Here is a 26,287-nt window from a genome sequence, read left to right on the forward strand (position 1 = left end):
AGACTTTTCAAGTCTTCAATCGCAGGCCTACACGAGTTTTCCTATTCAGGTTAACGTGGGTTTAGATATAATCCGCTGTTAGCCGAAAACTGTACCTTAGGATCCCGAATTATGGCTCGACGTCAACCCTGGCATTTGCTCTCTAGCTTGCTGTTTGGCCTGGTTTTGAGCGGGGGGCTGCATTTCAGGGTTGAGGCCGCTGAGCCAGATACGGCTCCGGCGGAGCTGGTTGGCACTTTGGAACAGCTAGAAACGGCTGCCAATGCGCAGGATATAGCAGCAGTGATGCAGCTTTACAGTCCCGACTTCAGCAGCGACGATGGGTTTACGCCAGAAAGCCTCCAGGCTGCTCTGCAAACGCTTTGGGAGCGCTATCCGGAACTCATCTATCGGGTGGAACTAGAGTCCTGGGACGAAGCCGACGGCGGCTACGTGGTAGAGACAGTCACCTATATCGAAGGTATGCAGTCTGGGACGGAGCGGGACGCCGCTCTAAAATCGGTGATTCGCTCACGGCAGCGTCTGGAGTCGGGACAGGTGGTTTCTCAAGAGACGCTGTCTGAGCGCAATCAGCTCACAGCAGGCGAAAATCCGCCGACGGTGACGGTGATTTTACCGGAGCAGGTCGCTCCGGGAGCTAGCTACGACTTTGACGCCATCGTAGAGGAGCCCCTGAATGACCGCTATCTGCTCGGCGCAGCGATTGAGGAAGGCACCACCGCGACTGACTTTTTCACCGGCCGACCGATTGAGCTAGAGCTACTGTCTGCTGGGGGCCTGTTCAAGATTGGCGATGCTCCTACAGATTCCGACAGCCGCTGGGTATCGGCGCTGCTGATTCGAGAAGATGGGATGACGGTAGTTACTCGACGGCTGCGGGTCGCAGAGTAGCGCCGCTAGACCAGCGCCAGAGCAGTTTTTAGCACGCTCTCAAACAGAGTCAAGCCGTCTGTGCTACCCAGCAGGGGATCAGAGGCTCGCTCTGGATGGGGCATCATTCCCAGAACGTTGCCACCTCGGTTGCAGATTCCAGCAATGTTCTCCAGCGACCCGTTGGGGTTGCTCTGGGGGCTGACGCTGCCCTGCGGGTCGCAGTAGCGAAACAGAATCTGCTGCCGATCTTCCAAGGAGGCCAGGGTATCGGCATCGGCGTAATAGCTGCCTTCACCGTGGGCAATGGGCAGGCTAATGGTCTGGCCTTTTGTATACTGCTGAGTAAAAATCGAGTCGGCCTGCTCTACCCGGAGTGAAACGCGATCGCAGATAAAATGCAGATCCCGGTTTCGCACCAGTGCCCCCGGCAGCAGCTTCATCTCGGTCAGCACCTGAAAGCCGTTGCAGATTCCCATTACCGGTTTGCCCTGCTGAGCGTGTTCATGAACCGAGCGCATGGCGGGCGAAAACTGCGCGATCGCGCCGCAGCGCAGGTAGTCACCATAGCTAAACCCGCCCGGCACCACGACAATATCAATATCTGAAAGGTCGCTGTCTTCATGCCAGACCATCCGCGTCGGCTGCTGGAGCAGGTCTCGGGTGACATAGGCGACATCGCGATCGCAGTTCGACCCCGGAAAAACCACAATGCCGAATTTCATACCGCTGCCAGCTCCTCAAGTTCAAAGCGATAGTTCTCAATCACCGGGTTGGCCAATAGCTGATCGCAGATGCGGTCGAGCTGCTGAGCAGCGGCATCGGCGCTGTTCGCCGTCAGCGACAGCTCAATATACTTGCCGATGCGCACCCGCTCCACGTTGTCATAGCCCATGTGGGTCAGCCCAGACTGGACCGCTGTGCCCGCCGGATCGAGGACTGACGGCCGCAGGGTGACGTATATTTTGGCCTGGTAGGTTTGTGCCACGGTAGCTTGCAGGAGAAAGGCTGCTTCGATCCTATCGCATTCAGCTCATTCCCAATGCTGCCTTAAATGCTGCCCAATGCGTTTAGAGGCTCTCCTCGCTTAAGCTAGAAGTAGTGATTAGACAGGAGACCCATGACAGCCCGGCGTACGCGCAGTCAAGAGCAGGTTCTGAGCGTTTTACAGCGGCTGAAGCAGGCTATTTCAGCCCAGGATCTCTATGTCGAGCTGAAGCAGGCTCAGGTCAGTTTAGGGCTGGCTACGGTCTACCGCGCCCTGGAGGCGCTGAAGTTGGCTGGAACCGTCCAGGTGCGTACCTTGCCCAGTGGCGAATCGCTCTACAGCCTCAGTCACGAGGACAGCCATCATCTCACCTGCCTGCGCTGCGGCAGCTCGATTCTGGTCGAGGAATGCCCGGTCCACGCCTTAGAGGCCCACCTCAATCAGTCCCACCAGTTTCAGATTTTCTACCACACGCTGGAGTTTTTTGGTCTGTGCGAACGCTGCCAGCAGGAAGACGCGGTTATGACTTAAGGTTCGCCATCGCCGACGATCGACTTCATCCCTTCTAAAGTGGCCGGAATGCTGCGCGGGTCCATAAACATGACTTTGCTGCTGCCGCTCTCGCCAATCTGCCGTCCCATTTCCAGATAGCTTTCGGCGAGAATGTAGCGCAGCGCTTCCTGAGCCTGGGGATCGCCCTTAATCGTCTTGGCAATCACCTGCATCGATTCAGAGGCCGCCTGGGCCTTGAGCACCTGCTCCTGACGCTCAGCTTGGGCCTTGAGCACGATCGCTTTCTGCTCGGCTTCGGCGGCCAGGATAGTGGACTTGCGGCGAGCTTCTGCGTTCAGCACCTCGGCCTCGGCTTTCCCTCGGGCCGAGTTGACCGCGGCCTCCCGCTCGCCCTCTGAGGTGAGAATCGAGGCGCGCTTCCGCCGCTCGGCAGCCATCTGTAGCTCCATCGAGTCCTGCACGGCTTTGGAAGGGACGATGTCGCGCAGCTCGACCCGGGTGACTTTAACGCCCCAGGGGTCGGTTGAAATATCCAGCTCCCGCAGCAGCAGCTCGTTGATTTCAGCCCGGGCCGTAAAGGTATCGTCGAGTTCGAGTTTGCCCATCTCTGAGCGAATCTGAGTCAGCACCAGGTTGACCATTGCAGCCTGCAGGTTCTCAACTTTGTAATAGGCTTTTTCCAAGTCCACAATGCGCCAGTAGACGACGGCATCGGCGGTCATCGAAACGTTGTCGCGGGTAATGCACTGCTGCGGCGGCACATCCAGGACGCGCTCGCGAATGGTTTGCTTGTAGACGACCTGTTCGATCAGCGGCATGGTGAAGTTGAGCCCGGGCTTTAGCTTTTTACCGTTGTAGCGGCCCAGGTTTTCGACCAGGGCCTCGTTACCCTGATTCACAATCCGCACTGAGCTGGCCGCGGCTGAGCCCCCTAAAACCAGAACAATTAGCCAAGCAAATGGATTCATTGGGTCAAACTCCTATCTTTAAATCTGACTTAAAAACTTAAGCTCTGAGGATACTTTGCGGCAGCACAATCAGCGTATTTCCGCGTCTGTGAACCACGAAAACCAGCTGGTCTGCCGCGATCGCGACGCCCTCATCCTCACATCGGGCCTGCCAGGAATTGCCTTCGTAGATCACGCGACCGGTTTGACCGGGGCCAATAGCCGTGAGGGTACGGGCTTCGGTCGCATCTAGCAGAGTCGGGGGCGTACGCTTGGGGGCAAAGCGATGCAGCAGCCAGAAGGTCAGCAGTGAAAAGATCATCCATAGCCCGATTTGCAGGTTCAGCTGCGTCACCACACCGCTCAGCAAGGCTACAGCCAGCGCGCTGACGCCCAGCGCCGATTCTAAAAAAGCGGTTGGCACCAGCAGCTCCATCAGGCACAGCGCGACTCCGATGACGACCCACAGCAATGTCAGACTCATAGAACTTCCTGAACGCGATCGCGGACGGCAAACAGCTCTGTCTATAGAATAAATCAGCGCCGGAGGCAAAATGCCGTAGGCTCCCCTCAGCTGATTGAGGGCTGCGAGATTCGGGCTTTACCGCTCTATCGTAGCCTAGCCTTTTTGCTCAAGCTGCTGCCACATCAGTCTGGCGGCTCCGACCATACCCGCCTGATTACCCAGCTCTGCAAGTAAAATTTGTAACCCCTCGCGGGAGGTCGGTAGCACCCGCCGCTCGATCTCTGCCTTGACCACTGGTAAAAATAAATTGGCCCCGGCGCTGATGCCGCCACCGATGACGACGGCTTCGGGGGTGAGCACATAGATCAGGCTAGCCAGCCCCGCCCCCAGGTTGCGGCCATACTGCTGCCAAAAAGCGATCGCGTCTGGGTCGCCCGCGATCGCTTTTGCCGCCAGCGCTTCCGGTTCCCAGCCGGTCTCCCGCCGCACCGTCTGTACCGAGGCGTGCTGCTCCAGCGAGCCACTGTTGCCGCTGCGACAGGGGTGACCCTCTGGGTTGAGCGTAATCAGCCCCAGTTCACCTGCGGCCCCACTGCGCCCGGTGAAGAGTTCGCCGTTGAGAATGATTGCCCCGCCGACGCCCGTTCCCAGGGTGAGCAGAATCATATTTTGAAAATGCCGTCCTGTACCCAGCCAGGCTTCGCCAATCCCGGCGCAGTTGGCGTCGTTGGCGATCAGCGTCGGCAGGCCGGTCGCGGCTTCTAGCCAGTCGGCCAGGGGCACATCCTGCCAGCCTTCGAGGTTGATAGCTATTCGGGCAATCCGACCAGCGGCGTCTGCTGGACCGGGCATTCCCAGGCCAATGGCGCAGGCGGTGCGGTCGGGGTCGAGGGTCGCGATCGCGCTGACAATGGCGTCTCTCACCGGCTCGGGATAGCCCGGCTGCGGCGTCGGCACGGTCAGCGAGTGGAGGCAGTCTCCCGCCCGGTTAAACCGTCCCAGCTTAATTGCCGTGCCGCCTAAATCGATCCCAATCACCTGAGCAACTGCCATAGATATCCCGTGAGCTAGCCGCTACTGATATTAGCCTGCGGCCCGGCGTTTAGCAGCGGCTTGAAAGGTTTGGCAATACTGCCGATAGCCGCCGGGGAAAACCAGGTTCAGCGTCAGCGGGTCGGCGCTGTCTCGCGGGTCGCCAGGACCTTCCACGACGGTTGGCACGCCGTCTGCGCCGGTTTCCAACCGCACAGCCTGGCGATTTTTGAGCTCGCCGCCGCTGCTGTCGATATAAACGGTGAGACTGCCGCTGTCAAAGGCTTGGCCAATATTTTGAAGTAGCTGGAGAAAGTTGCGATCGCTCCCCCCGCGCTTGAACTCCAGGCCCTCGTTCGACGTTACGCCCTGACTGGTAACGGTGTCGCCAATGCCTACCATTAAGGGCATCAGCGCTGGGTCAAAGTTTTGCTTCACCAGCAGCAGCAGGTCATCCATTTCCTTCGGGGCCTGGCGGGCGTTGAAGTTGACGCCGAGCGGGTACTGGCCGGTCCTGGCAAAATAGTAGCGGTTGAGCAACGCCAGGACGCCCGCTTCCTTTACCGCTCCCCGCAGCATGAATTGAAAATCTGTCGTGCCCGAAGAGCCCTGGTCGGCAAACCAAACAATTTCCCCACCCTGGGGGCTACGGCCCAGGTTCGGCGCATAGTGGACAAAGAAGGAATCCGCCAAACCCCGCTCGGCAGCCTCCGCCATCAGCGCTTCCATTAGGGCCTGCATTGACTTTTGCAGCCGCTGGAAAAGCTCGGTTTGGCCCTCTAGAAGCTCGTAGAAAGTATTGAGATTGGCCGTAGGGGACGCGGCGTTGTCCAGTACGGAGGACGCCAGGCAATGCTGCTGGTCTTCGGCGGAGAGGTCCGGCATCTGCTCAGATAGAAACTGCTGCATCTGCTGCTCGATCCGCTGCGGCACCTCGGCCAAAAAGGCCAGCTCGGCCTCGCTCACGCCGGGATAGCTCACCTGCCCGTAGCGATCCTGCCACTGGACGCCGCCCGCCCCGAGGCCGGGTAGGTAAAGCCCCTTTTCTTGGACTGAAGCGCGATCGCCCACCGTACGCTCGACAATTCCCTGCACACCGCGCTGGCCGATGTGCTCTCCATTCGTCAGCACAAAAAAATGCCCTTCAAATTTGGGCACCGCTTCCACATAGGCCAGATCCATCACCCGCGTCAAAGGATCTTTCACCAGACCCATACAAACGCCGTCTAAATCCTGAATAATCAGCAAATTCTCGGTCGTCGCCAGGAGTTGCTCAAACATCCCATGGTCAATCGAAAGGCGCTGTCGATGCAAAGCGGTTTCTACCATAGCCAAAACTCAGGATTTCTACTGAATCATCTTAGGAGAAATCAACTCCAAGTTCAGTAAATCGAGACTGCCACGATAGTTGACGGCACATCGTCGATTTCTACACGCCTAACTCATTTGAGCGCGATGTTGTGCGTCAAACGCTGCCGCAGGTTAGTCCCAATTCTCGCGTCGGAGTAAGGGATTAATGAACTCATTCAGGCCTTCTCCAATTAGCGATAGCCCCGTCACCATCAGGGTAATCGCCAGACCTGGAAATAGCGCCGTCCACCAGATGCCGGTGGGCAGCGCGTCTAACGCCTGTCTCAAAGAGTCGCCCCATTCGGGAATTTGCTCGGGCAGCCCCAGTCCTAGAAAGCCCAAGCCGCCTAGAATGAGTACAGCATCAGCGGCGTTGAGCGTGAATAGAACCGGGACGCTCTGCACCACATTTAAGAATAGGTAGCGGGAGAGTACGGCCCAGGTCGAAGCTCCCATAGATTGGGCTGCTTCGATGAATAGCTCGGTCTTGACACTGACGGTGTGGTTGCGGACGACCCGGTAGTATTGGGGGATATAGGCAATGCTGAGCGCGATCGCGGCATTCACCACGCCCTTCCCCACAATAAAGGCCAGCGTCACCGACAGCAGCAGCCCCGGTAGGGTGTAGATCGTATCCATAAAAAACAGTAGCCCCCGGTCTAGCCAGCCGCCCAGATAGCCGCTGACCATACCCAGCGGTACGCCGACCAGAACGCTAATTGCCGTAGCCAGCAGCACCACCTGCCAGGCGGCGCGAGTGCCAAACAGCGTCCGTGAAAAAACATCGTAGCCCTGGCGAGTGGTGCCAAACCAATGGGCTGCGGAGGGCGGCTCGTGAATGGGATTCGTTAGCGACACGGTCGGATCTTGCAGCCAGCCCCAGTCTGCCAGCAGCGGTGCGAATAGCGCCACCAGCACAAAGGTCAAGGTAATCATCAGTCCGGCCCCCATCAGGACAACGGAGATGCTAGCAGTTTTGGGCAGCCGTGGCCAGGACTGTCGGCTGGGCTTACGGGCCTGATCGGGAACCATAGGGTAAGTCGCTATACTTTAAGGCTGCGAAGTGATTGTACCGTTTCGACTACCGCCGCAGCGACCCGATCGATTTCAGCCGGGGTTGTGGTGCGACCCAGGCCAAATCGGAGTGAGGCATAGGCCAGGTCGTCGCTGCGACCCATGGCTTTGAGCACGTGGGAAGGAGCCGTTCTGGCCGAACTACAGGCCGAGCCCGAAGAGAGCGCCGCGACGGAACGCAGGCCCAGTAGTAGGGCCTGACCATCGACATCGGCAAAGCTAACGTTGAGATTATTAGGCAGTCGCTGACTGGGATGTCCGTTTAGATAGACCTGGTCAAGCTGAGAGAGCTGCTGCCAGAGCCGTTGCCGCAGCTCGGCCAGCCGCTTGGTTTCAGCGGCCATCAGCGCTAGGCCAAGTTCGACCGCTTTGGCAAAGCCGACAATCTGAGGCGGGTAGAGCGTCCCAGAGCGCAGACCGCGTTCCTGACCGCCGCCGTGCAGCTGGGCTGCGAGCTGCACGCGGGGAGCCCGCCGCCGCACGTAGAGAGCCCCGATACCCTTAGGGCCGTAGAGCTTGTGGGCCGTAAACGATAGCAGATCGATCTGCATTGCCTCCACGTCTAGCAGAATTTTGCCCATAGCCTGGGCGGCATCGGTATGGAAGAGGACTTCGCGATCGCGGCAGCACTGGCCAATCTCAGCCAGGGGTTGCAGCACCCCAATTTCATTGTTCGCTGCCATTACCGAGACCAGAATAGTCTCGGGTCGAAAAGCCGCTTCCAGCTCGTCTAGGCGAATTAGCCCCTGGTCGTCAACCGGCAGGTAGGTGACTTCAAACCCCAGCGTTTCTAAATACTGACAGGGGTCGAGCACGGCGCTGTGCTCCGTTTGCACCGTGATGATGTGCTTACCATGGGCAAAATAGGCTTCCGCCACTCCCTTAATCGCCAGGTTGTCGGCTTCGGTTGCGCCGCTGGTGAAAATAATTTCTTCGGGCGTTGCACCGATAGCCTGAGCGAGGGTAGCTCGGGCCTGCTTGACGGCGGCCTCGGCTTCCCAGCCGTAGGCGTGGAGGCTACTAGGATTGCCAAAATGCTCGGTAAAGAAGGGCATCATCGCCGCTAGCACCCGCTCATCCACCGGCGTTGTTGCATTATGGTCGAGATAAATTGGACGGTGAGCCATTGCCGCTGCTGATATGAATACGCCTTCCCATGCCATTCTTAATTTAGCGATTTTGGGCCGCCGGTCGCAGCCGCAGTTTAACCCCGTGATTGTGATTGGGGCGCTGCTCCCCGACGTAGCGATGTTTATGTTTTACGGCTGGGCCAGGCTAATTGCTCGGATTCCGGATTGGCAAATCTGGCGAGAGCTCTACTACGAGCCGGTTTGGCAGAATATTTTTGACTTGGCTAACTCAATTCCCCTGGCCCTGATCGGTCTCGGCATAGCGCTTTACTACCGGCGAACCGCGATCGCGCTGCTTTTCGCCAGCATCATTCTGCACTGTCTGGAAGATCTGCCGCTGCACCACGACGATGGACACCGTCATTTCTGGCCGTTTAGTCAGTTTCGCTTTGTCAGTCCTGTCTCCTACTGGGACCCGGCCCACCATGGCAATATTGCCGGTTCGCTCGAAGTTGCCGTCGTCTTGATTGCCAGCCTCTACATTTTTCGCCGCATCCGCTCGTGCTGGGGCAAGGGGCTGCTGATCGCGGTTAATCTGCTAGCGCTGACCCAATATTCCTGGCTATTTAGCTGAGGCCTACTGCCGAATGGGTCAGGACAGGTTGAGGGGATCGACGTCTATGGTCAAGCTCACCCTGTCAGGACAGTGCTGTCGCAGACAGGATAGGTCTGAAATCAAGGCTGACAGCGGCAGCTTCAGCAGAATTTGCCAGCGGTAGCGACGGGCAACGCGAAGGATCGGAGCCGGAGCCGGGCCGAGAATATCGCAGTCGGATGCGGCCGCGATCGCTTCTAGCTTGCTCGCAAAGTCCTCGGCAGCCTGCTTGACGGCGATTGGGTCGGGGCTGGTGACCCGCAGCAAAATCAGCCTACCGTAGGGCGGATAGCCCAGCGCCTGGCGATCCTGTAGCTCAGCTTCGGTAAAGGCGGCATAGTCCTGCTGCTGTACAGCCTGTACCGCCGGGTGCTCGGGCGTATAGGTCTGCACAATCACCTGGCCCGCTCGCTCACCCCGCCCGGCCCGGCCGGCGACCTGGGTCATCATCTGGAAGGCCCGCTCGCTGGCCCAGTAGTCCGGCATATAGAGCAGCCCGTCGGCGGCCACGATGCCCACTAGGGTAACTTGAGGCAGGTCAATCCCTTTGGTCAGCATCTGAGTGCCGACCAGCAGGTCGGCTTCGCCCTGGGCAAAGCGGGTCAGCAGCGCCCGGTGCGACCCTTTGCGACGGGTGGTATCGCTGTCGAACCGGAGGCAGCGCAGGGTTGGGAACTGTTTGGCAATCTCGCTGACGACCCGCTGGGTGCCGCTGCCGAAGTTTTTCAGATAGGGCGAAGCGCATTCTGGGCAGCGGCTAGGGTGGCTCTGATAGTGGTTGCAGTAGTGGCATCGCAGGTAGGGCTCTGCCTGATCGTGGGGCTGATGGTAGGACAGTGACACATCGCAGTTGGGGCATTCCATCACGTAGCCGCAGCTGCGACAGGAGACAAAGCTGCTGTGACCGCGCCGATGGATGAAGAGAATGCCCTGGCCGCCGGTCGCTGGGAGAGCTGCGATCGCTTCCTCCAAAGACCGACTAAAAATTGACCTGTTCCCCGCCTGTAGCTCCTGCCGCATGTCGATAATTTGGATCGGCGGATGGGGGCGATTGTGAATTCGACTGGGTAGAGATAGATAGACGGTTTGGGCAGCTTCGTCGCGCTGGCCCTGACTATCTCGCGAAGACTGCACCTCAACCCAGGTTTCTAAAGCTGGCGTAGCCGAGCCTAAAACCAGCGGACAGTTGGCCTGCTGAGCGCGCCACCGGGCCACGGTGCGGGTGTGGTAGCAGGGGGCGGGCTGGTCTTGTTTAAAGCTGCTGTCGTGCTCCTCATCCAAGACAATTAGCCCTAGATTAGACAGCGGTACGAAAATCGCCGAGCGGGTGCCGATCACCACCTGCGGCTCGCCGCTGAGCATCTGCCGCCAGGTATCGTAGCGTTCGCCGTCAGACAGGCCGCTGTGATAGAGGCAGACTCGCTCGCCAAAACGGCTGCGAAAGCGGTCGGTAAGCTGGGAAGTCAGGCCGATTTCAGGCACCAGAACCAGGGCCGACTGTCGGCAATTGAGCCGGGGCGCGATCGCCTGCAAATACACCTCGGTCTTTCCAGACCCAGTAACGCCGTGTAGCAGCGCAGTGACGTATTGCTCTAGCTGATTGAGCTGAGCCAGCGCCTGGGTCTGAGCCGCCGTTAGGGTTTTGGGCTGGTCTGCTGCCGCGGTGGAATGACTGCCCACGCGCAGGACCTCACGGGCCTCCAGGCTGAGGTAACCTTTGGCCGCCAGCCGCTTCAGCGTCGCGCTGGTCGTCTGCAGCAGCTGGAGGGCATCGCTGAGCCAGAGCTCGCCCCCCTGCCGCTGTAAGCCGGTCAGAATTTCCTGCTGCCGTTGGCTTAGCGATTCATCAGCTGGCTTTGCCGTCAGCGTCACCACCTGGCGCTTTTGAGGCTGAGCGGTTTGAGGTGGAGCCAGGTAGCTTTCAACCCAGCCGTGGCGGAGCAGTTCCTGCAAGGCCCGGTGCGCGCCTCGCTGCTGACGCTGCAGGTACTGCCAGGTATAGTCGCCTGTTGTGGACTGATGTAGGTGGGCTAGTAGGCTTTGAGCCGATGCGCTAAGTAAGGTTGCTGGCGGGCTGGGAGCAGGCTTGAGCCGAATTCGCCGCTGCGATCGGGCCAGCAGACCTGGCGGCAAAGCCGTTCGAATGACCTGCATCAATGGCGTTTGATAGTATTCAGCGATACGGTCTAGGAGCTGCCAATAGCTACTAGAAAAAAAGCCGGTGCTGATAACGGCTTCGACTGGCTTAATTAAGTCCAGGTTAAGGTCGGGCTGGGTAAGGTAGCGAACTGCGATCGCGCCGAGCTGCTGGCTGTTAAAAGGTACGCTCAGAATATCCCCTGGAGTCACGGCTAGCGCCGGCGGAATGCGATAGGTATAAAGCCCTTGAGCGCCCGGACAGTCAACTAAAACTTCAATCCACTCAGGCGATAAAGGCTTTGATTTTGCTGCCATACAGTTCAGTATTTGGGCCCAGTATTCGAGCCGTAGCGGGTTCATTTATTCGGATCTGGTTAGACTCGCCTCTGCCTGCGGAAGGGGCCGCCATTACCCGGATTGTGAAGAATAATGAATCGTTACATAGAAAGACAAAAGCTGTCGATAGGAGCAATTGGAGAGCTTCTAGGCTAACAAAATTATCAGGGTGAACAGCTTCTCAATTGGAGATTGCTATAGTGGATTCATCTTTAACTATTCAGTGCTTTTACCGTCCCTAGCAGGAATCGCAAGCGTGTTTTGACTATGGCAGCTTCTTTTAACTCCGACGTCAAAGATTCACCTCGCTGGGCCGATGGGGATGTTTCCTCAGCTCAACCGGCATCGCGGGCTCAGATTGATTCTACCGAAACTAGCTTTGAGGCAGCCGAGGCCGGCTGGCAGAGCGGCCATACCGACGTGATTGCTCAGTTCTCCGAAGACTCTGAGGCGCAAAATCCGCGGAGCTACCGCAAGTCTTTGGCCGATGATGCCGTTGGTGCCTTCTTTAAAGAGATGGCCCGCTATCCGCTGCTAAAAGCGAATGAAGAAATTGAGCTGGCCCGTCAGGTGCGGCTGATCGGGGAGGTTGCCGAGCTAACTGAGCAGCTGACTGAATCCCTGGGGCAGCGTCCAACCCTGGCTCAGGTTGCCGAGCATTTAGAAATTACCGAGCAGCAGCTGAAGCAGCAGCTCCAGCAGGCTCGCAAGGCTAAGCGTAAGATGATTCGCTCTAACCTGCGGCTGGTCGTTTCCATTGCCAAACGCTATCTCAATCGCGGTGTCCCGTTTCTCGATCTGATTCAAGAGGGCGCACTGGGGCTGAACCGGGCAGCAGAGAAGTTTGATCCCGACAAAGGCTATAAGTTTTCAACCTATGCCTACTGGTGGATTCGTCAGGGCATTACCCGCACCATTGCCAACGATGCCCGGACGATTCGACTGCCGATCCATATCGTTGAGAAGCTCAATAAGCTCAAAAAAGCCCACCGCGAACTCCGTAAGGAACTGCACCGCAACCCCAACGAAGCAGAGCTGGCTGCTGCTCTAGAGGTGACGCCAGAACAGCTGCGCGGCCTCCAGCAGGTGCGACGCAAGTCGCTCTCGCTCAACCATCGCGTCGGCAAAGGGGAAGATACTGAGCTGATGGAGATGCTGGAGGATGGCAATGCGCTGTCTCCTGAATCTCAAATCAGCGAGGCGATGATGCGCCAGGAACTGTCTGATGTCCTGACGGAGGTATTAACCGAGCGAGAGAAAGAGATTATCTCCCTACGCTACGGGCTAACAACGGGAGAGCCCCACACCCTGGAAGAGGTGGGCTGCATGTTCAACCTTTCAAGAGAGCGAGTGCGCCAGATTCAAACTAAGGCCATGCGTAAGCTACGGCGACCTCAGGTCGCGGCTCGGTTGAAAAACTGGCTGAAATAAGTGGAGCAACGTCGTTTGAATCAGTTCGTTTGAATGGGTGTAGCGCTTCCAATCCGACGACTGTTGGCTCGGAAGGTGACGTTCACACCTTCGTTACTCTGCTCCAAAACCACAAGCGGCGTCGGTTTTGCTTTTTGATCCCACTGCATGGTGGCTAAGCGCCCCTGCAGCGTCGGCTGCCAAAAATTTTCTTCCGACTGCGGGCCGAGAAAATGTTCGATACATTTGACGACTTCATCGACGGTCACGGAGGTTGCCTGCGTTGGCAGCTTGGTCAACCGAATTTGAATGCGGAATAGCACCCGCTTCTGCCCATTACTTATCGCGTCCTTAGAAGCGTACACCACGTCAAAAATTTGGTCAATCTGCCGCGGCTTGCTGGCGATCCCAATCGTGCCTTCGCTAGCTTGCTGAGGACGCAGCGCTTCGCTGACGCGCTGTTTTACCTTGATCTTAAGCTGGTTGACGATGAAAAAGTGAAAGTGCTCTTCCTCCATCCGCATCCTTAGGTAGTCGAGGTTGAAGTCGCGGGAGTGAATCAGGTCGGGGTTGCGCTCCATTTTGCCAATGGTGCTGAGCGCTAGCTTGACCCGCTTCTGGAGCTCCTGATTTTTGAAATTTTGAAACTTGATCTGTTTGCGTAGGCGCGAGGCCTGGAGCTGGGAAAATACGCCAAGCCCAACTAGCAGCAGAAAGAGTCCGCCGGTGCTGTATATCCATGGGTCGGTGGGGGCAGCGGCAGCGGCTGGTGGTTCTGGCGCTGGGGTTTGTGCCACCCAAAGGCTTGCTGCGATGACAGACATGGCGAAAGACCTGCTATCTAACTTGCCTTTAGAATGCCCGAATCAGCCTGGCATACTATCAGCCAGTTGCTAATGTCGCCATCTCGCCCGATAGCTGCGCGAGTCAATATGAGCCAGGCGAGGAAATTTGGTATAGCGGCCCAAACCGCCGGGCCACCAGGGGCTGAGCGACTGATAGACCTGATTGCCGGTGAGCCCGTTGACATAAAAGTCCATCGCATCACCGACGATATGGCGGCTTTGCGAAGCGCCCCCGACCCGACGGTTAATCGCAGGCGGGCGATACCAGCTGGTGACGACAAAGGGCCGACCGATGCGATCGCGCGCCTGCTGAGCCAGCTTGGCAATGCGAATAATCGCCTCTACTGTGGCCTGATTAGGCGGCATCCGGGTGCCACCGTGAGTTGCCTCGGCCCAGGTAAAGTTACCATTGGGAATGATGGTAGCGTCGAGCTGAATGTTGCTGGGGGTCCAGCGGTCGGGCCGGGGCGGTAGGGGTGATGGCTTGGGTACCGGGGCTTCGGGGGAGGTGCGGCTGGCCCGAGTCATGCGCCGGACATCTTCAAACAGGGACTGGACGGCATCGATCCGGTCGTCTAGCCGCCGCCAGATCTGTACCAAACGAATCAGCGCTTCCCGCTGCTGTTCCGTTTCGTCGTAATTTTTGGGAACGTCCTCGATAAAATTGAGCAGCGACTGATCGACCTGGGCTGCCGCCTTAGCCAGGGCCGTCGGATTTTTGGCATTGGTTTTGAGGAACTGGGGGCTGACCCCCAGGGCCTCGACAGCGCTGGGACGAGAGTCGAGCTGATTCCACAGCCGATAGCCCTCGGTCAGGGCAAATCGCTGGATCCCTTCACCTTTGTAGTAGGTCGGAATTCGCTGCGCAAAAGCCAGCAGCGCCGGGTCAACAATTTTGAGATTGGTCTCGGTGCTGTAGGGATCGCTTGCTTCGAGCCACTGGAGCGTCTCGGCCCGCGAATCCAGCTGCTGCCAGAGCTGCACCAGGCGAATCAGCGCCTCGCGCTGGAAGGGATAGCCGCCATAGAATCGGGAAACCTGGCGGATAAACTGGAGCAGAGCGCTATCGAGCTTGGACTCATCGACCACGCCGTTGACAATCGGGACATCCAGCGACTTGACCGCAGCCGTCTGATTGTCTAGCTTGCGCCAAATGCGAACGGCTTCGAGTAGGGACTCTCGCTGAAAATCGAGGCGGCTGTAGGCCCGAGCAATGGTTTCGGTGGCTGCCAGCAGCTCGTCGTCTAAGCTGGCCAGGTTTTGGGGCAGCTGGTCAGCGCCATAGTCATAGGTGATATCGCTAATGTAGGTGTCCAGTAGCTTTTCGGCATTGCTCGTCTCAAGTCGGGCGGCCCTTTCGTCGCTGCTGGGCGGCGCGTAGCCTGCCGCGATCCGCTGGAGGAAGCGATCGCTGTAGCGTCCCTTGGCAGCATCCCACAGGTCAGCACTGCTCCAGCCTTCGGCAATCAGCGTATCCGTCAGGCTGCGCAAGGTGTTCGCCGCGTACTGCACCTGTTCGGGAAAGGTATTGACCTCGACCATCGCTACCCGGTTGGCCGGCGAAATGCCCAGGCCAGACTCACCATCGCTCAGCTTTGGCTGAGCCTGCACCTCGTAAAGGGCGGCCAGAATAGGCTTGTGAATCCCGGCTCGCTCGGCTTCGATCAGGTAGTAGTAGTTACGCTGATCGGGGGTTAGCTGGGCCATGGTGCGACTGCTCCCTGGGTCTGTACGCTGCTTAGACTAAAGTGTAAAGGCTCGGGCTCTCGTTTTTAACCTGGGTGAGCGCAAAAAAAGTCGCCTCCAGCATCTCGCGAATAGCGAGCAGTAGGCGACAGGGCTCTATACAAGGCTCGGTGAGGAAATTCCAAGCTGACCATAGTATTACTGAGCCTACAGACGGGCGACTGAGCGTTGCGAAAATTGAAACCTGCTAATAAAAGCGGCTTTGGGCGGCATTGGCGAAGTCGGTGTGGGGGTCGCTATGATACTATAAGTAACTCTTTACAACTCATTCGCTTAACGCTGGACCCGACCTACTCAGTAAATCTATGGCTCTTTTACAAGAACGCAAACAGGAGATCATTTCCGACTTTCAGATCCACGAAACCGATACCGGTTCGGTGGACGTACAGATTGCAATGCTGACCGATCGGATCAGTAAGCTCAGCCAGCATCTACAGCAAAATAAAAAGGACTTTGCCTCTCGGCGCGGGCTGATGAAGATGATTGGCCATCGAAAGCGGCTGCTCGCCTACCTGATGAAGCAGGATGCGGAACGCTACCAGGCTTTGATTAAGCGCCTGGGTATTCGCCGTTAGGCTTACTAGCGAGCTTTCGATTGCAAATCGTTCGAGCATTTTGCCGATTTGAGTAGCTTTGACCATGGCCTCTGAATCCGAGCGCGAATCTCTGCCCTTTGAGCCTAAGCGCGATCGCAAAAAAACGCCCAAGGTGCCGTCCCGGCCGCAGCCAGCTGAAACTAGCTCAGGGGCTAAGTCGAGGACTCAATCGCGATCGCGCCAGGGTCGCGAGGGCATCCCGGCCGCCGTCAGCCAGCGTATGCTCCGCCGGATGGCTTTGTTCTCAGGGTTGCCAACGGCGCTGGGAGTGGTGGTTTTCTTGGTTGCCTACTATTTGCTCAGCCAGGAAATTATTGAATTCCCTAAGTCTTTAGTGCTGCTGGCTACGATGGGCTGCTTTGGACTAGGCGTGGTAGGTCTGAGCTACGGTGTGATTTCGGCCTCCTGGGATGAGTCGCCGGGAAGCCTATTGGGTCTGTCTGAATTTAAGCTCAATTTCGGCCGGATTCGAGAGTCCCGGCGAGCCAATAAGTCTTCCTAGACGCTTAGATGGAGTTCTTGCTCAAAAGAGACTAGGCTGACAGCCGGACAGACTGAGCAGCTAGGTAGAGCTTGGCCCATTCGCTCATGACCTGCTTAGGCTTGAGGTCGAGCGCCTGAGCAACCTCATCGGCTGTTTTACCATCCTTAAACGCGCTTAGCAGCGCTTGCTGGCTGGGGTCGAGGCCATTCCAATACTGCTCCCACTGCTCCAAAGTGAGCCCCAGATTGTGTTCCTGCACCGAGGTTTTGAGCCAGCTAAAAACCAGGTCGGGCTGTTGCTTCAGCGTAAAAATGCGGATGGCGTGGTAGCTGACCTTTTCTCTCAAACGGTAGGCCTGCTTGATGGTAAGGCCCAGCTGCTGTGCGATCGCGTCTTGCCCATAGCCCTGGAGGTGCAGTTCTAGCCACTGCGCCGCTGTGGCGTCCAGCGTCTCATTTAGGTAGCTTAAAAATTCCTGCTTAACCTGGGAGCGTAGTGCCTGCTGTTCCTGAAATACTTCCTGCTCCTGGTGCAGGGCCAGCGCTTCGAAGTCGAGCAGGCTCAGCGTCCCCTCGGCCGCGTCAGTCCCAATTTCTTCAGAGATCAGCTGGATCAGCTCGGCACTGGGGACCTGAGTCATGCCGCCGCGCTGAGATCGCCGCAGATAGTTGACAAAACGATAGACCAGCAGCGGCTGATTGCGGATCGGGCGGAGGCAGTATTCTTCGACTGTGGCCAGCATCAGCAGGCTCCTGAGGAAGCTGCGGTCGGTGCATTGGCCAATCCACCGGAGCTGCTGCTGCAAATGGCGATCGCTCTGGATCATTTCCTGGATGACCTCCTGCAGCACGTCTTTGACGGCGCGTCTGCGATCGCGGCTGAGGGCAATCCAGGTGCGTACCTTGGTGCGAATTAGGAAAAGCCCACCCAGCTTCTTCAAGAGTTTCTGGTAGGCTCGGTCGGGCGGTTGACCCCAGTAGTTTTCGCAAAAAATCCGATAGCGATAGGCCATGGCCTGCTGCGCTAGCTTCAGCTCTGGAGTAGGTAGCGCGTTTAGGCGAGCAGGCTCTTCGCCAACCAGCCAATGGACGACGGCATCGCGAGTCTCATCGGCCTGACCGGGTAGATCATCCTGGAGTCGTTGCCGCCATTCTTGCGCGATTGATTCTGCCAGTGACATCGAGGCTAAGTCTCTAGGACGATGCGATACCGGGTCTAGTCAGCGTTGAATAAACCGAAGTAAGCAGATCTTGTACAGTATAAATTCGAACATAGCACTTGCTGAGCCAAAGCCGCCTGGCTGATGACTTTAATGCGCTTTGGTCACGGCCCGAATTTGAGGCGTACATGTCTGATAGGACATACCTTACCGCATTCTGATCAGCAAACGTAACAGGTGAAACCCCGACGTCTGCGTCGCCTTCATAACACCTTTACAAATTTGATGGATTTGGCGGAAATTGTGAAAATTTTGTAAAGGCAGCGGGAGGTATCGTGTTGCTAATAGGGGATCACTATAATTTTTATCACCTCAGTGCTTAATCAAAGTACATATTCGGGTCTATCTAAGCCAGGTTCTATGTCCCACGACGCTCAACTTTGTCCTGACGTAGCGCATTCAATTCCTATGATGACGCCATCGACACATAATCCAGACTTAGCGCTTCATCAACCGGGTCGCGTTCCCCATATCTCTACCCGCTCTTTAATTAAGCGGGGAATTGATATTTCGGGGGCTTTAGTGGGTCTAGGGATCTTAGGGCTGCTTCTGATTCCAGTTGCGATCGCGATTCGCCTGGACAGTGCTGGTCCGATTTTTTACGTCCAAGAACGCTACGGCCTACAGGGTAAGCCTTTTCGGATTCGTAAATTTCGCTCGATGGTGACCAACGCCGATGAGCTCAAATCCCAAGTGGCGAACGAGGCCCAGGGGCTGATTTTTAAGAACGAGCGCGACCCGCGGGTCACTCGGGTGGGTCGCTGGCTCAGAAAAACCAGCATTGATGAGTTTCCCCAGTTCTGGAACGTACTGATGGGGGAGATGAGTCTGGTCGGCACCCGCCCGCCGACGGCAGACGAGGTAGCCCACTACAGTGAGCACCACTGGCGGCGGCTAGATGTGAAGCCTGGCATCACGGGACAATGGCAGGCCTGCGGTCGCTCTACGATTAAGGACTTCGAAGAAATTGTGAAGCTCGATCTGCACTATCAGGACCTGTGGACGCCGCTTCACGATCTGCGTCTGCTGATGCAAACCGTCTTTTCTATTACGAAGGGCTCGGGAGCCTGCTAGGTATCGCTAGGGGACTGTGGCCGATGCCGGAACTGATGCCACTGCCAGGCATGGGCCACAATGTCTTCGAGCTGGGGATATTGAGGATCCCAACCCAGGACCTGACGGGCGCGATCGCTGCTGCCAACCAAACTAGGGGGGTCGCCGGGGCGGCGCGCTTGCGGAATGGCGGTAATCGGCTGCCCGGTGACCTGCCGAGCAGTTTCGATCACCTCTTTGACCGTAAAGCCGCTGCCGTTACCCAGGTTAAAGAAAGTAGTTTCGCCGCCGTTGAGCAAGTACTCGACTCCCTTGACATGGGCATCTGCTAGGTCGGCGACATGGATGTAGTCGCGGATGCAGGTGCCGTCGCGGGTATCGTAGTCGGTGCCAAAGATAGAGACTGATTCGCGTCGGCCCAGTGCGGCGAACAAAACCAATGGGATCAGGTGGGTTTCGGGACTGTGGTCTTCTCCTAGCCGACCCTGGGGATCGGCTCCAGCGGCGTTGAAGTAGCGGAAGCAGACCGACTGGAGCCCGTAGGCCGACTGAAAATCAATCAGCATTTTTTCAACCATTAGCTTGCTGGTAGCGTAGGGGCTGATCGGATTTTGCGGATGGTCTTCGGGGATAGGGACGGTCTTGGGCGGGCCATAGATGGCGCAGGTGGAGGAAAAGACCAGCCGTTTGACCCCGGCGGCCAGCATGGCTTCGAGCAGGTTTAGCGTGCCGTAGACATTGTTGCGATAGTACTTAGCCGGTTCGCTGACTGACTCACCTACGGCGATATAGGCGGCAAAGTGCATGACGGCGGCGACATTGTGGGTCTGAAAAAGCTGGTCAAGCAGTGCCCAGTCGGTGGTATCTCCGACAATCAGCCTGGCCTGAAGCACCTGTTCAACCAGGTCGCGATGGCCGTATTCTAAATTGTCTAAAATCACCACCTGATAGCCGGCGGCTTCTAGCGCCAGCACCGCATGGGAGCCGATATAGCCAGCGCCGCCGGTGACGAGAATAGTCGGTTGAGATGATGCTTCAGCCATGATTCAGTTTGGGTTTTGATTGAACTGGGTTAGGCGGGCTGCCCACCTTTTAGAGCGTAATCTCGATTCCCAACTTTTGATTGTACCGAAGCTGACTCGCTAGAAAAAAAGTCAGAATCTTGATAGAAGTCTCAATCGCTTGTTGCTAACTGAGTTGAGCATTGGGGTTAAGGACGAGGTTATCCCGATGGACCACGGTTTCAGGGCCTTCGTATCCCAACAGTTTAGGAATATCAGCAGAGCGGTGGCCCTGGATCTTTTGCAATTCACTATGGCTGTAGTTCACCAGCCCGCGAGCAATTTCCTGTCCGGTTGAGTCGCAGAGCAATACCGCGTCCTGCCGCTGAAATTCGCCTTCTACTTCTGTGATTCCCGCCGGTAAGAGTGACTTTCCGGCCTGGCAAATGGCCGCGATCGCGCCCCCATCCAGATAGAGCCACCCGGCGGGGATCAGGCTGTGGGCAATCCAGCGTTTGCGGGCGTTGGAGGGACTGGACTGGGGCGCAAACTGGGTACCCACCGGCTCGCCCTGGAGAATTTTCAAAATATTGCCGGGCTCTCTGCCTTCGGTAATCGCCATCCGCACCCCTGCCGTTGTCGCAATTCGGGCGGCCTCAATTTTGGTCATCATACCGCCGGTGCCCCACATGGAACCGCGATCGCCCAGCGAAATCTGATCCTGGAGCTGCTCTAGCTGCTGCACTAGCTGAATCGGCTGGGCCTCCGGATCCTGTCGGGGATCGGCGGAGTAGAGCCGGTCTACATCGGTCAGTAAAAACAGCCAGTCGGCCCCGACTAGGCTGGCGACCAGGGCCGAGAGGGTGTCATTGTCGCCAAACTTGAGCTCATCGACGGCGACCGTATCGTTCTCATTCACAATTGGAACCACGCCGAGCTGGAGCAGCTGGCGAAAGGTGCGATAGCTGTTGACGTAGCGCGATCGCTGTACCAGATCGCTACGGGTGAGCAGCACCTGGGCAATGGGCTGATCGAGGGAGGTAAACAGGTCGTCATAGACCCGCATCAGGCGGCCCTGACCGATGGCCGCGACCGCCTGCTTCATCGCCATGGTGCGGGGCCGCTCGGTCAGACCCAGCCGGGCGCAGCCGACCCCCACCGCTCCCGAAGATACCAGGATCACCCGATGCTGCTGACGCTGGAGCTGGCTCAGGGTTTCAACCAGCTGGGCCAGGGTCGAGAGGGCTAGATGGCCGGTATCAGATCGGGTCAGGCTAGAGGTGCCAATTTTAACGACGAGGGTGAGCGGCTTAGCCATCAGTCAGGGCGGTCGAGTTTGGGACTGGCACCGCCGAGCAGGCCGGAGAGCCAGGCCTCAGCATTGCGAATCAGCTGCTTGGGGTCGCCCTTGAGCGGATCGACCATAGGCTCTACCAAAATGGTGAATAGACCTACCCGATTTCCGGCCAGCACATCGGTAAACAGCCGGTCTCCCACCATCGCAATCCGCTCAAAGGGTAAGTCCATCGCCGTCGCTACCCGGTGCAGCTTGCGGCGAGAAGGCTTTCTGGCCTGAGACACGAAGGGCAGGTCGAGAATTTCTGCAATCCGCCGGATGCGCTCGTGGCTAATATTGTTGCTGACCAGAGAGATCGGTACCGTGGCCTTAGTGGCTTCGACCCACCGCTTGACCTCATCGGTCAGCTGGCGCTGATTAATTGCGATTAGGGTTTCATCGACATCCAGCACCAGCCCCTGAAGCTGATGGCGCTCAATAATATCCGGCGTCAGGCCAAGAATCGAGTCGGCCAAAATCAGATTGGGGGTTAGCAGTTTCTCCCAGCTCATACCAGTCATCCTTCAGGGTTATTCGACCGGCTGTAGCTCAACCTGATCGCGAATGGTCGCCTGAGCCAGCTCATGTTCGGTTAATGTGCGGCTGAACACGTGGGTTCCATCATAGCGAGCAACGAAATATAGAAATTCGGTCGGGGCGGGGTTAAGCGACGCCTCAAGGCTGGCCAGCCCAGCGTTGGCAATCGGCGTTGGCGGCAGGCCAGCGTTGATGTAAGTATTGTAGGGGTTGGGGGTGCGGACCTGGTCAAGCGTCAGCGGCTGGTCAGGGGTTTGCTCAATTCCCAGCCCATATTCTACTGTTGGGTCGGCCCCTAGCGGGATGCCCTCCTGTAGCCGCCGGGCAAAAACGCTGGCAATTTCGTCTCGCTCCTCGGCGACGACCGCTTCTCGTTCCACAATGCTGGCCAGCGTCACCCACTGCAGCAGGCTGTAGCGATTTTGAGCCTGATTTGAGGCCTGATAGAGCGGCAGGGCGATCTGCTCAAACCGGTCGAGCATAAGCCTGATCACCGTCTCAGTATCAATTTCTCCCTCGGGAACCTGGTACGTGTCCGGGTAGAGAAACCCTTCCAGGTGGGGGAGTCCCGATGGCAGCCAGGGATAGTTGGCCGTTGGAATTTGCTCGGTCGCCGCCAAGAAGGCCAAGCTTGAAACGAGTCCCTGCCGCTCTAACAGCGCCGCAATCTGCTCCCGGTTCCAGCCTTCAGGAATCGTAAAGCTGAGCTCAACCACGTCGCCCGTCCAGATTTTGGCCGCGATCGCGGTTAAAGGCTGTTCCGGCGAAAGTGCGTAGGTTCCCGCCTGATAGCCGCCGCTGTCGTCCTGGAACGTTTGCCAGCGAGTCCAGAGCTTCCAGGCCGTTGTCGAGCGGATCAGACCGGCGTCAGCGAGTTCCTGACCAATCTGCTGAGAAGGCGTGCCTTGCGGAATTTCAACCTGTACCCTGTCGGTTTCAGCGGCATTGGCCCAGCTGTCCGTGGGATCCACCGGGGCACTGGCCCAGCTCCACCAGGCCCAGCTGCGCCAGGCCGTCAGCCCCAATGCCGTCAGCACCATTAGCAGAACAATGGCAAAAAATCGTTTCATCACCTGATTTGGGACAGCGACCCAGAGCGTCGCCTATTCTAAGACATCAAACAGCTGATCTTCGAGCTGCGATCGCACCGACTGAAACGCCTCTGGCGAGACCAGCGTCACCTCGCCATCGGGCTGCTGCTGGGCAAAAAATAGCAGGGGTTCCAATGGGGTGCAGAGCGTATACTGCTGATCCTCGTGGAAGAAAGTCGCCAGCATCTGAAATTCTTCCGTTGTGGCCTCGCCATCCTGATCCGAATCGTCTGACAGCTCCAGGGTAAAGCAGTCGTCTTCCTCAGCTTCAGGCGGTTCTCCCGCCGCCGTTAACGTGTAGGCGCTACGCTGTAGCAGCAGATCAAGCTCGGCCAGGACCGCCCGGGCTGTAGGGAAGAGGGGGTCAATGTCCTCTTCCTCTACATCGATTAGCACCTCATCCTCGTCCTCATCGTCCTCCGACTGCCAGACAAACAGCTCGATCGGGGCGTCTACGGGCATAATTAGCAGGAAAATCTGACCCTCTACCTCCAGCGTCTGCTCGACGAAGCAGGGCAGCTGACGTCCCGTTTCGTCAGTTAAAACAACAGTAGAGCCTTCTAATTCGGGCATGTCATCCTCCATAGGGAGTCTCCTTTGGCAATCGAGTGGGGTCAACGAGCGGGGACTTAAGCTCAGTGACCATCTAGCCACTGCTGCAAAATGATTGCTGCCGCCTTGCGATCGATCAGCCCGCGATGGCGAGAGGGAGACAGGTTCTCGGCCAGCATCAGCTGCTCAGCCTGAAAAGAGGTCAGCCGCTCATCGATATAGGCTAGCGGTAGCCCCAGCGCCTCGGCCAAGCGATCGGCCAGCTTCTGCACCTGTTTGGCCTGATGTCCCAAACTACCGTCCATGGAGTAGGGTAGCCCCACGACGAGAATTTGTACAGAACGTTCTTCGATCAGCTGCCGCAGCTGCTGGGTCAGCTGCTTGAAAGAGCGATACTTTAGCGTGGTGATGCCTGAGGCAATCAGCCCCAGTTGGTCACAGCCCGCAACGCCAATCCGCTTTGAGCCAATATCTAGCCCCAATGCCGAAACCATAGCCTACCGCTGGGATGCTCCCGTCGCCTCGCGGCTGGACTCGGCTGGGGGCTGCTGGCGCGATCGCGAAAAATGACTCGGCGTCGGTTTGCCAGCGGGCTGGAGCCCTGGTAGGACGTCGGGCAGCGCCAGCCCTTCCAGAGAAACCGACTTGGATTCGCGCACCTTGTGCCAGACGGAGCGCGACATCATCAGGGTGTGCTCGACCTCGACGCCGCCAATCTGCTTGAGGTACTCTTCGCGTTCGGGCTGATAGTCAGCCGAGGCCAGCCGCAGCGCCTGCGCCGGGAACCCCTGCACCGCTCGGGCCATCTGCGCCATCAGCTCAGGGTAGAGCCAGGTATAGGCCGGGTGAACCGTCAGCTTAGCGACGTGGGGGGCGCTGCCATCGCGACAAACCCGCAGCTGAAAGTAGCCAATCGCCGCCTTCCGCTGGGGTTCAAACACGTAGTTAGAGAGCACCTCAGTGCGCTGGAGCCAGTGGCTCAGACGCTGTCCTAGCCCGCTCACAGGATTGCTCCTGAAGTCTTGAATCTGATGGTCAAAGACCTGCCGTACCAGCGGCGGCATCGAGACTGTCTCTAGCTGGTAGAGCAGCTGGGCATCGGCGCTGCTGACCGGCAGCAGGTTGGGCAGGGCCGGTTCGGGCTCAGCCAGCGGCAGCAGCTGCTCGGGTTTAATTGACCAATAGGTAATCTGGGCCAGCGGCTGAAACCCATTGTGGCGGTAGAGAGCCAGCCCAAACTTATCGCCGATGTTGGTTTCGGTAATCCAGGTATGGGCTTCGACGATTTTCTCAAAGCAGTGGCGCAGCAGCTGCGAACTGACGTCGAGGCTGAGCTGTAGCTCAGCGGGCTGTGCCTGGCTGGCGCTGGGATTGACTAAGACGCGATCGACCTGCCAGGTGCTGCGATTGCGATTGAAGGGGGAGACCTGAATCATCCCCTGGGGCTGCCCCTGCCGCTCGGCCACAAAAACTGAAAACAGGTGCTGCAGGGGAGGAAAAAGGTTCAGGGCTTTAAGCGGCCCGTACCAGCGACGCACCTGTTGCAGATACTCAGCTAGCCCTAGAGACCGGGCTGCGTGCTCAGAAAACAGCATCTCTGGCGCTGCTGAGGGGTCAGAGGCTGCCGACGCTTTAGGCGCTTCGGTAGGAACAAGCCGATCCAGATCCCGATAGTGAATTGGGCGGATCGTCAAGGGCTCGTTGGGAGACACGCTTTCAGACATAGAGACTCCATACTGCCAACGCCGCACCGGCAGGCACAGCTGCTCTCACTGTAGCCTATTCGGCTTTAGGCCGGATCAGCACTACTGGCGTCTGCTCATCGGCGTTGCCAGCGGGATTATCGAGCAGAGCCTGGGTGATCAGGTCCGGGTCGGTGTTGGATGTAGCTGCCAATATCTTAACGGCTTTCAGGTCGTTGACGTCTACAATCGCTGCCTTCAGGCCGGTTTCCTGATAGATCTGCTCGACTAGCTGCTGTGGCTGATCGGGGCCCAGGACAATGAACTGGTCGTAGGGCGGTAGGGTGCCGGTGACGTCGTCAATCAGGCGGGCCTGCTCCCCCGCCAGTTGATAAAACATGCCGGGTCGGCCAAAGACTTTCGCGATCGCGCCTCCTAAAAATGCCATCAGCACCCGCCAAGGGCCGACAATATCGACCAGCGTCTGCATCCCACAGGCGGTCGCCAGGCTAGACGTCGGCATGAAGTAATAGCACAGCCGTCGGGCCAGCCAGCCCGGCCTGACCTCGCTGGGATGACGCCAGCGACCTTGCATAATCGCAATCGGCGTTTCGCCAATGGTGACAATGTCGCCAGGTTTGGCGTGGGGTGAGACATAGCGCTGGATCACCTCGACCGGATTATCTAAGTGGGTGAGCAGATGGGTCGGTACCGGCAATACTTCGGCAACCCGATTCTGCCGCCAGCGGGGGGCTTCATCCGGCTGAGGAAACTGGAGCGGCACAACCACGTGGGCCATTTTGGGAATCCTGCCCTGGGGACCATAGGTGAGGTAGCGGATACGCAGCCAGAGGGCCTTGAGCAGGGTGAGGTCGGGGCCTTCTAGCTCGATGGTAATCTTCATCTGAGTCGTCTTACCGACCTTGACGATGTAGGCAAACCAGTAGTCGTCGAGGCGAGCGCTGGCGTCGGCGTGGTGAGGCAGCAGATGCGTCTTGACCGTAATTCCATCCAGGCTGCCCTTAGAGAGCAGGGTGGTCTCAAGATCGACCTCCGTCACCATGATCTCTAAACTGCGAGTGCGGTTAATTAGCAGCGGCTCCCCAGAGATCACATACTGCTGGGGCTCATAGGTTTCGATCCGCCAGTCTCCTGCGGCTAGATCTAGGGCATTGCCTGGGCGGCGGCGGTACTGCCGCTCCAGAAAAAGCGCGACCAGTCCCAGCAGTAACAGTAGCCCGACCAGCGTCGCTAAAATTTCCATGACTCACTCTCTCCTCTGCTATAACGCTCGG

Annotated in this window: 27 protein-coding genes; 7 read left to right on the forward strand and 20 right to left on the reverse strand. The window is 57.8% G+C overall.

The window, feature by feature from the left end; translation table 11 throughout:
* Positions 1-111: 111 nt before the first annotated feature.
* The gene (locus tag IQ241_RS07260) at positions 112-891 is read left to right on the forward strand and encodes a nuclear transport factor 2 family protein (protein WP_193905755.1); all 780 of its coding nucleotides are present in this window, start codon (positions 112-114) and stop codon (positions 889-891) included.
* A 5-nt stretch (positions 892-896) separates the two neighbouring features.
* Here IQ241_RS07260 and purQ read toward each other — a convergent pair whose 3' ends face one another.
* On the reverse strand, positions 897-1,595 hold the full coding sequence (purQ, locus tag IQ241_RS07265) for a phosphoribosylformylglycinamidine synthase subunit PurQ (RefSeq protein ID WP_193905756.1): 699 nt from the start codon (positions 1,593-1,595) through the stop codon (positions 897-899).
* A complete protein-coding gene (gene purS, locus IQ241_RS07270) occupies positions 1,592-1,858 on the reverse strand; it encodes a phosphoribosylformylglycinamidine synthase subunit PurS (RefSeq protein ID WP_193905757.1) in 267 nt (88 codons plus the stop codon). The genes purQ and purS overlap by 4 nt, the downstream gene beginning before the upstream one ends.
* 132 nt (positions 1,859-1,990) lie before the next feature.
* Between purS and IQ241_RS07275 the strand changes: the two genes are divergently transcribed.
* The gene (locus tag IQ241_RS07275) at positions 1,991-2,389 is read left to right on the forward strand and encodes a Fur family transcriptional regulator (protein WP_193905758.1); all 399 of its coding nucleotides are present in this window, start codon (positions 1,991-1,993) and stop codon (positions 2,387-2,389) included.
* Here the strand turns inward: IQ241_RS07275 and IQ241_RS07280 are convergent.
* The 6 genes from IQ241_RS07280 to IQ241_RS07305 form a co-directional block, all read right to left on the reverse strand.
* Positions 2,386-3,339: an SPFH domain-containing protein gene (locus IQ241_RS07280; RefSeq protein WP_193905759.1), complete on the reverse strand. Its 954-nt coding sequence runs from the start codon at positions 3,337-3,339 to the stop codon at positions 2,386-2,388. The two genes, IQ241_RS07275 and IQ241_RS07280, sit on opposite strands and share 4 nt — an antisense overlap.
* Positions 3,340-3,376: 37 nt before the next feature.
* Positions 3,377-3,802 (reverse strand): NfeD family protein, encoded by a 426-nt coding sequence (locus IQ241_RS07285; protein WP_193905760.1) that lies wholly within the window; start codon positions 3,800-3,802, stop codon positions 3,377-3,379.
* A 135-nt stretch (positions 3,803-3,937) separates the two neighbouring features.
* On the reverse strand, positions 3,938-4,837 hold the full coding sequence (locus tag IQ241_RS07290; protein ID WP_193905761.1) for an ROK family protein: 900 nt from the start codon (positions 4,835-4,837) through the stop codon (positions 3,938-3,940).
* Positions 4,838-4,867: 30 nt separating this feature from the next.
* Positions 4,868-6,145 carry a glucosylglycerol 3-phosphatase gene (gene stpA, locus IQ241_RS07295; protein WP_193905762.1) on the reverse strand — a complete coding sequence of 426 codons (1,278 nt, stop codon included), beginning with the start codon at positions 6,143-6,145 and terminating at the stop codon, positions 4,868-4,870.
* Between the two features lie 153 nt (positions 6,146-6,298).
* Entirely contained in the window at positions 6,299-7,117 is an 819-nt protein-coding gene (locus IQ241_RS07300) for an ABC transporter permease (protein ID WP_228021473.1), read from the reverse strand.
* A 92-nt stretch (positions 7,118-7,209) separates the two neighbouring features.
* Entirely contained in the window at positions 7,210-8,367 is a 1,158-nt protein-coding gene (locus tag IQ241_RS07305) for a cysteine desulfurase family protein (RefSeq protein ID WP_193905764.1), read from the reverse strand.
* 13 nt (positions 8,368-8,380) lie between these two features.
* Here IQ241_RS07305 and IQ241_RS07310 point away from each other — a divergent pair, with 13 nt between their 5' ends.
* Positions 8,381-8,944, forward strand: coding sequence for a hypothetical protein (locus tag IQ241_RS07310; RefSeq protein ID WP_193905765.1), 564 nt, complete (start codon positions 8,381-8,383; stop codon positions 8,942-8,944).
* An 18-nt stretch (positions 8,945-8,962) separates the two neighbouring features.
* On the opposite strand, the gene priA is transcribed toward IQ241_RS07310, so the two are convergent.
* Positions 8,963-11,419: a primosomal protein N' gene (gene priA / locus IQ241_RS07315; protein WP_228021466.1), complete on the reverse strand. Its 2,457-nt coding sequence runs from the start codon at positions 11,417-11,419 to the stop codon at positions 8,963-8,965.
* Positions 11,420-11,707: 288 nt separating this feature from the next.
* On the opposite strand from priA, the gene IQ241_RS07320 reads away from it, so the two are divergent.
* Complete coding sequence (locus tag IQ241_RS07320; protein WP_228021467.1) at positions 11,708-12,871, forward strand: RNA polymerase sigma factor, RpoD/SigA family; 1,164 nt, start codon at positions 11,708-11,710, stop codon at positions 12,869-12,871.
* Positions 12,872-12,891: 20 nt separating this feature from the next.
* On the opposite strand, the gene IQ241_RS07325 is transcribed toward IQ241_RS07320, so the two are convergent.
* The gene (locus IQ241_RS07325; protein ID WP_193905767.1) at positions 12,892-13,674 is read right to left on the reverse strand and encodes a hypothetical protein; all 783 of its coding nucleotides are present in this window, start codon (positions 13,672-13,674) and stop codon (positions 12,892-12,894) included.
* Between the two features lie 69 nt (positions 13,675-13,743).
* Entirely contained in the window at positions 13,744-15,402 is a 1,659-nt protein-coding gene (locus IQ241_RS07330; RefSeq protein ID WP_193905768.1) for a D-Ala-D-Ala carboxypeptidase family metallohydrolase, read from the reverse strand.
* Positions 15,403-15,746: 344 nt separating this feature from the next.
* Between IQ241_RS07330 and rpsO the strand changes: the two genes are divergently transcribed.
* Both rpsO and IQ241_RS07340 read left to right on the forward strand, forming a co-directional pair.
* Entirely contained in the window at positions 15,747-16,016 is a 270-nt protein-coding gene (gene rpsO / locus IQ241_RS07335; protein ID WP_193905769.1) for a 30S ribosomal protein S15, read from the forward strand.
* 64 nt (positions 16,017-16,080) lie between these two features.
* Positions 16,081-16,539: a PAM68 family protein gene (locus IQ241_RS07340; protein WP_193905770.1), complete on the forward strand. Its 459-nt coding sequence runs from the start codon at positions 16,081-16,083 to the stop codon at positions 16,537-16,539.
* A 31-nt stretch (positions 16,540-16,570) separates the two neighbouring features.
* Here IQ241_RS07340 and IQ241_RS07345 read toward each other — a convergent pair whose 3' ends face one another.
* A complete protein-coding gene (locus IQ241_RS07345; RefSeq protein WP_193905771.1) occupies positions 16,571-17,701 on the reverse strand; it encodes a HetZ-related protein 2 in 1,131 nt (376 codons plus the stop codon).
* A 447-nt stretch (positions 17,702-18,148) separates the two neighbouring features.
* On the opposite strand from IQ241_RS07345, the gene IQ241_RS07350 reads away from it, so the two are divergent.
* Positions 18,149-18,814: a sugar transferase gene (locus IQ241_RS07350; protein ID WP_322743596.1), complete on the forward strand. Its 666-nt coding sequence runs from the start codon at positions 18,149-18,151 to the stop codon at positions 18,812-18,814.
* Here the strand turns inward: IQ241_RS07350 and galE are convergent.
* The 8 genes from galE to IQ241_RS07390 form a co-directional block, all read right to left on the reverse strand.
* Positions 18,811-19,836 (reverse strand): UDP-glucose 4-epimerase GalE, encoded by a 1,026-nt coding sequence (gene galE, locus IQ241_RS07355; RefSeq protein ID WP_193905773.1) that lies wholly within the window; start codon positions 19,834-19,836, stop codon positions 18,811-18,813. The two genes, IQ241_RS07350 and galE, sit on opposite strands and share 4 nt — an antisense overlap.
* A 145-nt stretch (positions 19,837-19,981) precedes the next feature.
* Complete coding sequence (proB, locus tag IQ241_RS07360; RefSeq protein ID WP_193905774.1) at positions 19,982-21,112, reverse strand: glutamate 5-kinase; 1,131 nt, start codon at positions 21,110-21,112, stop codon at positions 19,982-19,984.
* Positions 21,112-21,642 (reverse strand): YqeG family HAD IIIA-type phosphatase, encoded by a 531-nt coding sequence (locus IQ241_RS07365; protein ID WP_193905775.1) that lies wholly within the window; start codon positions 21,640-21,642, stop codon positions 21,112-21,114. Before IQ241_RS07365 ends, proB begins: the two co-directional genes overlap by 1 nt.
* An 18-nt stretch (positions 21,643-21,660) precedes the next feature.
* On the reverse strand, positions 21,661-22,737 hold the full coding sequence (gene mltG, locus IQ241_RS07370) for an endolytic transglycosylase MltG (RefSeq protein WP_193905776.1): 1,077 nt from the start codon (positions 22,735-22,737) through the stop codon (positions 21,661-21,663).
* A gap of 33 nt (positions 22,738-22,770) precedes the next feature.
* On the reverse strand, positions 22,771-23,343 hold the full coding sequence (locus IQ241_RS07375) for a DUF3727 domain-containing protein (RefSeq protein WP_193905777.1): 573 nt from the start codon (positions 23,341-23,343) through the stop codon (positions 22,771-22,773).
* A gap of 50 nt (positions 23,344-23,393) precedes the next feature.
* Complete coding sequence (gene ruvX / locus IQ241_RS07380) at positions 23,394-23,804, reverse strand: Holliday junction resolvase RuvX (protein ID WP_193905778.1); 411 nt, start codon at positions 23,802-23,804, stop codon at positions 23,394-23,396.
* Between the two features lie 3 nt (positions 23,805-23,807).
* Positions 23,808-25,034, reverse strand: coding sequence for a GNAT family N-acetyltransferase (locus IQ241_RS07385; RefSeq protein ID WP_193905779.1), 1,227 nt, complete (start codon positions 25,032-25,034; stop codon positions 23,808-23,810).
* A gap of 55 nt (positions 25,035-25,089) precedes the next feature.
* Positions 25,090-26,256, reverse strand: coding sequence for a F420-0:Gamma-glutamyl ligase (locus IQ241_RS07390; RefSeq protein WP_193905780.1), 1,167 nt, complete (start codon positions 26,254-26,256; stop codon positions 25,090-25,092).
* Positions 26,257-26,287: the final 31 nt, after the last annotated feature.

The organism is Vasconcelosia minhoensis LEGE 07310, assembly GCF_015207255.1.
In the GTDB taxonomy this organism is placed as follows: Bacteria; Cyanobacteriota; Cyanobacteriia; order Phormidesmidales; family Phormidesmidaceae; genus Vasconcelosia; species Vasconcelosia minhoensis.

What these genes read in the sequence shown, in the direction of transcription:
- IQ241_RS07260 (WP_193905755.1), top strand. Translation starts at nt 112, where the DNA reads ATGGCTCGACGTCAACCCTGGCATTTGCTCTCTAGCTTGCTGTTTGGC.
- purQ (WP_193905756.1), bottom strand. Translation starts at nt 1,595, where the DNA reads ATGAAATTCGGCATTGTGGTTTTTCCGGGGTCGAACTGCGATCGCGAT.
- IQ241_RS07275 (WP_193905758.1), top strand. Translation starts at nt 1,991, where the DNA reads ATGACAGCCCGGCGTACGCGCAGTCAAGAGCAGGTTCTGAGCGTTTTA.
- IQ241_RS07280 (WP_193905759.1), bottom strand. Translation starts at nt 3,339, where the DNA reads ATGAATCCATTTGCTTGGCTAATTGTTCTGGTTTTAGGGGGCTCAGCC.
- IQ241_RS07285 (WP_193905760.1), bottom strand. Translation starts at nt 3,802, where the DNA reads ATGAGTCTGACATTGCTGTGGGTCGTCATCGGAGTCGCGCTGTGCCTG.
- IQ241_RS07290 (WP_193905761.1), bottom strand. Translation starts at nt 4,837, where the DNA reads ATGGCAGTTGCTCAGGTGATTGGGATCGATTTAGGCGGCACGGCAATT.
- stpA (WP_193905762.1), bottom strand. Translation starts at nt 6,145, where the DNA reads ATGGTAGAAACCGCTTTGCATCGACAGCGCCTTTCGATTGACCATGGG.
- IQ241_RS07300 (WP_228021473.1), bottom strand. Translation starts at nt 7,117, where the DNA reads ATGGGGGCCGGACTGATGATTACCTTGACCTTTGTGCTGGTGGCGCTA.
- IQ241_RS07305 (WP_193905764.1), bottom strand. Translation starts at nt 8,367, where the DNA reads ATGGCTCACCGTCCAATTTATCTCGACCATAATGCAACAACGCCGGTG.
- IQ241_RS07310 (WP_193905765.1), top strand. Translation starts at nt 8,381, where the DNA reads ATGAATACGCCTTCCCATGCCATTCTTAATTTAGCGATTTTGGGCCGC.
- priA (WP_228021466.1), bottom strand. Translation starts at nt 11,419, where the DNA reads ATGGCAGCAAAATCAAAGCCTTTATCGCCTGAGTGGATTGAAGTTTTA.
- IQ241_RS07320 (WP_228021467.1), top strand. Translation starts at nt 11,708, where the DNA reads ATGGCAGCTTCTTTTAACTCCGACGTCAAAGATTCACCTCGCTGGGCC.
- IQ241_RS07325 (WP_193905767.1), bottom strand. Translation starts at nt 13,674, where the DNA reads ATGTCTGTCATCGCAGCAAGCCTTTGGGTGGCACAAACCCCAGCGCCA.
- IQ241_RS07330 (WP_193905768.1), bottom strand. Translation starts at nt 15,402, where the DNA reads ATGGCCCAGCTAACCCCCGATCAGCGTAACTACTACTACCTGATCGAA.
- rpsO (WP_193905769.1), top strand. Translation starts at nt 15,747, where the DNA reads ATGGCTCTTTTACAAGAACGCAAACAGGAGATCATTTCCGACTTTCAG.
- IQ241_RS07340 (WP_193905770.1), top strand. Translation starts at nt 16,081, where the DNA reads ATGGCCTCTGAATCCGAGCGCGAATCTCTGCCCTTTGAGCCTAAGCGC.
- IQ241_RS07345 (WP_193905771.1), bottom strand. Translation starts at nt 17,701, where the DNA reads ATGTCACTGGCAGAATCAATCGCGCAAGAATGGCGGCAACGACTCCAG.
- IQ241_RS07350 (WP_322743596.1), top strand. Translation starts at nt 18,149, where the DNA reads ATGATGACGCCATCGACACATAATCCAGACTTAGCGCTTCATCAACCG.
- galE (WP_193905773.1), bottom strand. Translation starts at nt 19,836, where the DNA reads ATGGCTGAAGCATCATCTCAACCGACTATTCTCGTCACCGGCGGCGCT.
- proB (WP_193905774.1), bottom strand. Translation starts at nt 21,112, where the DNA reads ATGGCTAAGCCGCTCACCCTCGTCGTTAAAATTGGCACCTCTAGCCTG.
- IQ241_RS07365 (WP_193905775.1), bottom strand. Translation starts at nt 21,642, where the DNA reads ATGAGCTGGGAGAAACTGCTAACCCCCAATCTGATTTTGGCCGACTCG.
- mltG (WP_193905776.1), bottom strand. Translation starts at nt 22,737, where the DNA reads ATGAAACGATTTTTTGCCATTGTTCTGCTAATGGTGCTGACGGCATTG.
- IQ241_RS07375 (WP_193905777.1), bottom strand. Translation starts at nt 23,343, where the DNA reads ATGGAGGATGACATGCCCGAATTAGAAGGCTCTACTGTTGTTTTAACT.
- ruvX (WP_193905778.1), bottom strand. Translation starts at nt 23,804, where the DNA reads ATGGTTTCGGCATTGGGGCTAGATATTGGCTCAAAGCGGATTGGCGTT.
- IQ241_RS07385 (WP_193905779.1), bottom strand. Translation starts at nt 25,034, where the DNA reads ATGTCTGAAAGCGTGTCTCCCAACGAGCCCTTGACGATCCGCCCAATT.
- IQ241_RS07390 (WP_193905780.1), bottom strand. Translation starts at nt 26,256, where the DNA reads ATGGAAATTTTAGCGACGCTGGTCGGGCTACTGTTACTGCTGGGACTG.